At 27.7% G+C, this 5855-nt stretch carries 6 protein-coding genes; 3 read left to right on the top strand and 3 right to left on the bottom strand.

What is annotated here, in order from left to right; genetic code table 11:
• Nucleotides 1-493: 493 nt before the first annotated feature.
• Complete coding sequence (locus ABIN73_10355; protein MEO0270126.1) at nucleotides 494-907, bottom strand: secondary thiamine-phosphate synthase enzyme YjbQ; 414 nt, start codon at nucleotides 905-907, stop codon at nucleotides 494-496.
• Nucleotides 908-979: 72 nt separating this feature from the next.
• Between ABIN73_10355 and ABIN73_10350 the strand changes: the two genes are divergently transcribed.
• From ABIN73_10350 to ABIN73_10340, 3 genes are read left to right on the top strand one after another with little or no spacing between them, the layout of a single operon-like run.
• Entirely contained in the window at nucleotides 980-2956 is a 1977-nt protein-coding gene (locus ABIN73_10350; protein ID MEO0270125.1) for a hypothetical protein, read from the top strand.
• Nucleotides 2953-3843, top strand: coding sequence for a sugar ABC transporter permease (locus ABIN73_10345; GenBank protein MEO0270124.1), 891 nt, complete (start codon nucleotides 2953-2955; stop codon nucleotides 3841-3843). Before ABIN73_10350 ends, ABIN73_10345 begins: the two co-directional genes overlap by 4 nt.
• The gene (locus ABIN73_10340) at nucleotides 3840-4634 is read left to right on the top strand and encodes a carbohydrate ABC transporter permease (protein MEO0270123.1); all 795 of its coding nucleotides are present in this window, start codon (nucleotides 3840-3842) and stop codon (nucleotides 4632-4634) included. The genes ABIN73_10345 and ABIN73_10340 overlap by 4 nt, the downstream gene beginning before the upstream one ends.
• A gap of 1 nt (nucleotide 4635) precedes the next feature.
• Here ABIN73_10340 and ABIN73_10335 read toward each other — a convergent pair whose 3' ends face one another.
• Complete coding sequence (locus tag ABIN73_10335; protein ID MEO0270122.1) at nucleotides 4636-5646, bottom strand: S1C family serine protease; 1011 nt, start codon at nucleotides 5644-5646, stop codon at nucleotides 4636-4638.
• Nucleotides 5643-5855 (bottom strand): hypothetical protein (locus ABIN73_10330; protein ID MEO0270121.1); only part of this gene is annotated, 213 nt, incomplete at its 5' end. The genes ABIN73_10330 and ABIN73_10335, both read right to left, overlap by 4 nt.

The raw sequence follows: 5855 nt of genomic DNA, 5'->3' as shown, positions 1-5855 counted from the left end.
ATTATGGGTATTTTGAGAAAGGTATGCAGAGGCTTGAAATAAACTTATCTGGAATTAATAAGAACACCTATTTTATAAAGGTTAAGATGGGAAAATATACAGAAACTATAAAGGTTTTAAATGTTGAATAAAAGATAATAGAAAATTTTATGTAAGAGTTTGTTTTTCATTAAAAATAGCAACTTTTATAGTCCAAAATTTTTAATTATTTTGGCAAGTTCAGGATTTTCTTTGAATATTCCTTTAAGGCTGAAGTGCTCTTCTCCTATCCCATATTGCAAATCCTATTGTAATAGTTACAATCCCTGCAAAAGCAGCAACAATCCCAATAAAAATATGAATATATCTATCTTCAAGTGTAAAGGGAACTTTTTTTGAGCAAAGAGTTTGTTGTTTAAAAAACTAAAACAAAAATTAAAATTATTTTTTTCATATCTCAGTTATACAGGTATTTACAGGGGGTTCTAATTAAATTTCAAGAGTCAGATTAAGCCTATTCTCCTAAGATTTTTACAACAACTCTTTTTCTTCTCTGCCCATCAAATTCAGCATAGAAAATTCTCTGCCAGGGACCTAAATCAAGTTTTCCATCTGTAACAGGAACTATAACCTGGTGATGCATCAAGAGAGATTTTAAATGAGCATCAGCATTATCTTCACCTGTTAAGTGATGCTTATAATCTTTTTTATAGGGAGCCAGTTTCTCAAGCCAATTTATTATATCCTCCATTATCCCTGATTCATAATCATTAACAAATACAGAGGCAGTAACATGCATTGCTGATATAAGGCAAAATCCCTCTTTAATTTTACTTTTCTTCACAATTTCCTCTATTTTATCAGTAATATGAACGAGTTCTTTTTTCTTCTTTGTATTAAACCATATATACTCTGTATAGGATTTCATCAATTGAAATTATATTTTTAAATTTGATTTTAAAACAAATTTTTTTTATAATTTTTTAAAAGGAGAGTTAAAATGGGTTTAATAAAGTTTTTAATAATTTTTCATACTATAACTGTAGATGGAAATATAACAGACTGGATAGGAACTCCTCCGTTAGAAATTCATGATTATACATTTTCTAATGGTGAATTTATTTATAAGGGAGATTTAAATGATTATAGAACAGACCTTGGAAATACTTTATATCTTGATTTAACAGAATTTAGATTAACATGTGATAATAACTGGATGTATTTTTTAATAAAATTTCAGGATATTGGACCATCAGATAAGGATTTAATACATGTTGAAATTTCTCTTGGAAATCCCGCTGATCCAACATCCTATAACTGGATAGGAGATGATGCTCAACTTGGTCTTTCAAACAGGGCACTCGCAGATAGAATAATAGCTTTTCATTCCACCTCGGAAGGTAATTTTGATATTGAACTATGGGATGGTGGTATATGGTATTCACCACCTACTTCAGGATATCTTGCTGTTATTAGTGATGTTAATGATTGTATTGAGGCAAGAATTTCTTTAAATGATATTGCAGATGGTTCATTATATTTACCTTCTGCTATTAGAATAACTCTTGTTACTTTTAAAAATGTTACAGGATGGAATAATGATATTGATGCCACAGAGGATATAGGTGGTTCTTCAATAAATGATGCAATTGATGTTATGGGTGGAATAAAAGGTATAAGTGAAAATGCCTGGTTTAGAGATTTAAATGATAATAAGGTAAATAAATTCTTTGATATACTCATAAATAAAATTGGTAATGCAATAGAGTTTACAAGGAAAATTGATGGAGACTTTTCAGATTGGATAGGTTCTTTACCTTCAAATATTCATGAAACAGTTATTTCAAAAAATGAGTGGATTTATAGAGGTGATACAAATGATATGAGGCAAAATCCTGCAGGTGAGGATAGATATTATGACTTAACTGAATTAAGATTAACTTGTGATTCTGTAAATCTTTATATACTTGCAAAATTTTATAAAATGATTTTTGAAGAAACTCAAATTGCTATTTCTCTTGATATTGATTCCAATTCATATGATGATAAATTAATTCAAAATGGAGATGATACAGGGACACTTTTAGGATCCAATGTTCAATATTCAGAAAGAGAAATTCTTTTAACTGCTGATTCAGTAAACCATGCTGAAATCTTTCTTTTTGCTGATGATGGCTTTTTGTGGTATACACCTATATCACCTTATAAAATTTTAATAGACCCTTCTAAAAAAACTCTTGAGGCAAGAATTCAGCTTGTTGATTTAAATTTAAATCCACAAAGCAGAATGATTATTTCAGCAGCCACTTATGATGCAAATGTTCAAGGTATTGGAAATTCACCAAACGGATCCGATGACCCAAATACTCCGATTGAGGAAGGTGATATGAGTATAGATTATAATGTTTGTGATGCTATTGATGTAGTTGGGGGTAATGTAGGACAAAGGCAGAGTTCATGGGATAGGGATTTATCTGATGGAGATATAGATTTTTATTATGTTATCAGAATACAAAATATAATTCAAACTTTGGGGACAGAAGAAGAATTTTTATATGTTGAGAATTTAAAAGATGGAATTTTGATAAAATACAGTTTATCTTATGATTCAGAGATTAAAATACTTAGAAAAGACGGAAATTCAGATTTTAAAGAAATTTTCAGAACCAATATTAAAAGGGGAAGTTATTTTGATAGAAATGTAGTAAAAGGAGCTGAATATACTTATATATTAAAATCAGGTGAAAAGATTTTGGGGCCAGTGAAAATTAAATATGAAGGGAGGGTTGATAATGTAAAGATTTATAATTTTGATTCTTTGTATTTAAACTCATTGATAGAATTGAAAGTGATAGATTTAAGTGGAAGGGAAAAATTATTGAAAGGAAAGGGTCTTGTAAGATTTCCAAATTTTAAAAAGGGTGTTTATTTTATAAAATTAGATAATAGGACTTATAAAATTTTAAAAATAAAATGAAAAGATTTTTTCCTTTTATTTTCATAATTCCCTTTTTAATTATTTTTATTCTTTTTCTTTTTTTACCTCTTTTTTTTTCTCTTTACATAAGTTTTTGTAAAATAGAAAATTATTATAACATTTTTGAATCTTTAAAATTTGTTGGACTAAACAATTTTTTAAAACTTTTAAAAGACCCTGAAATTATATGGTCAATTATTGCAAGTTTTATTTATGGAATTTTATATGTTCCACTTTTAGTTATTATTTCATTATTTCTTGCAAATCTTTTAAATAATCCTTTACTTAAACTTAAAAGATTTTTTAGAACAATTTACTTTTTCCCTTTTTTGCTTGATACCTTTGTTGTTGGTATTGTTTTAACTTTGATTTTTGCTTTCCCCTATGGTTTTATTTATAAAATTCTTTCCTATTTAAAACTTTCTAATTTTTTTAAAAGGGGATTTTTACAAGACCCTTATCTTGTTTTTTTGACTGTTTCAATTTCAATGGCTATAAAAAATTCAGGTTTTGGAATGCTTTTATTCCTTGCAGGAATGCAGTCAATACCAGAATCTATATATGAGGCTGCAAGAATTGATGGAGCAAATTCCATTCAAATTTTTAAAAAAATTACCTTTCCCCTTATTAAGCCAATTGTTTATTTTGTGGCTTTTTTTGGATTTATAGGAGCTTTTTCTGCCTTTTCTGAGTTTTATTCAATGACAGGAGGTGGTCCACAGATTAATATTTTAAATTACACTTTAAGTGAGACAAGTGTTTCAGGATTAGTTCTTTATAGATTTGCTTCTCAACTCAAGCTACCTGAAGCAGCCAGTTTTTCTTTTGTTCTTTTTATCCTCTTTTTAATTATATATTTTTCAACAAAAAAATATAGGGAAGTATGAGAAGATATATATTACTTTTTCTTTTTTCAATTCTTTATATTTTCCCCTTTTATTATATGATTCTTGTTGCATTAAGACCTGAGGTTCTTTCATTTTCTATGAACATTTTACCTAAGAATTTAACCTTGGAAAATTTTGAAAGGATTTTCAAGTATCATTCTTTCGGGAGATATTTTTTAAACAGTTTAATTGTCTCTTTTTCAGGAGCCTTTTTTTCAACTCTCTTTGCCTTTTTATGTGCATATGCTTTTGCCAAGGAGGATTTTCCGTTAAAGAATTTCCTTTATAACATATTTGTTTCCACTCTTTTAGTTCCAGGTATTCTTTTTATGATTCCTCAATTTTTAATTGTTGTTTATTTAGGATGGCTAAATACCTTCTGGGGGCTCGTTGTTCCCCATCTTGCCAATGTTTTTGGTTTTATCTTTTTAACTGAATACATAAAAAAAATTCCCGATGATTTAATACATTCTGCTTTGATTGATGGTGCTTCAAAATTTTTGATTATTTTTAAAATTATTTTTCCACTTTCTTTACCTATGCTATTGACAATTTTCTTATTATCTTTTCAATTTCACTGGAACAATTTCCTATGGCAACTTCTTGTAACAACAAAAAGTAATATGTTTACAATTCCTGTTGGTCTTGCCAGCTTAAGTTCTATGTATCAGGAATATTATGGTGCAAAAATGTCAGGAGCAACTCTTTCCATATTACCAATTGTTATTTTATTTTTAATCTTTCAGAGATATTTTATTCAGGGTATAATAAGGGGAGGATTAAAATTTTAAACTATTCTTCAAACCATTCCTTGAATAAATCTTTGAATTTTTCTTTTAATTTGATTTTATAACTTTTTTCTCTTTTTCCTATTTTTACCTTAATAGTTTTGATTTTATCATTTCTTTTTATTTCAATTTTTACTTCACTTCCTGGTGTTGTATTTTTTACATCATCAACAAAATCTTTTAAATCCTTATATTCATTTCCAGCGTAGCTTAAAATAATATCACCTTCCCTTAATCCTGCTTCCTCAGCAGGTGAATCTTCAAGAATTCTTTTAATATAAATTCCTTCGTCTTCTTTATAATCTATCAAGATGCCAAGAAAACCTTCATAAACTTTGCCCTTTTCTTTTATTATATTAACTCTTTTTAATATATAATCATAGGTATAACCTATTGTTTTGTAAGGAAAATCAGAATGTTTTGATTCAGGGTAAATGATAAATGGATGTTTTTCTTTTAATTCTTCAATATCTATACTTTCAAAAATCTCAAAAGAAACTCTTTTTCCTCTTAAAATTCCAATTATTTTTCCTTCTGTATTTAAAATTGGAGCTCCAGAAAAAGAGGGTGGAATATCACCTTCTATGAAGATTTTTCCTTTTTTTTCATCGTATACAGTGAGTAGTAAGAAATTTCCTTTTCCCTTTATAGAGAAAGAAATTGCAAGTTTCGGAAAATTATGCTCGAATTTTGAAAATTCTGGAACTTTCAGATTTTCCTTGGTTTTTATAAGGGCAATATGAGTTGCTTCATCCCATCCCTCAATTTCTCCTTTATATTCATTTCCCTCTATATCGTAAAAATATATACTTTCACCTTCTTCTACTTCTGGTAAAATTGTAATTATTCTATTTTTTTCAAAAGAAAATCCTGTGCTCCAGAGATTTTTAAATTTTAATTCAAAAATTGAAGGTGAAATTTTTTTATAGAATTCAATTATTTCATCTTCAATTTTTTTAAGATTCTGTGAGTTTAAAAGATTTATGAAAATTAAAGTTAAAATAAATTTTTTCAAGGCAGAATCTCCTCGTAGGAAACTTCGTAAATTGTGTCAGTATAATAAATTTTTACCGGTTCAATTTCCCTTTTATTTATTGTGTTTTCCTTGATAGGTTTTTTTACTATACTTTTAACCTTACCTATTTCAAATATTTTACTTTCAAATATTATTCCGAGAATTATTAAAATTATAAGGGCAAAAGTAAGGGCTAATCTCAAATAATT

The organism is candidate division WOR-3 bacterium (genome assembly GCA_039804025.1).
Lineage (GTDB): Bacteria > Hydrothermota > Hydrothermia > Hydrothermales > JAJRUZ01 > JBCNVI01.
Note: the sequence above shows the minus strand (reverse complement) of the source record. Positions and strands in the feature narration are given on the sequence as shown.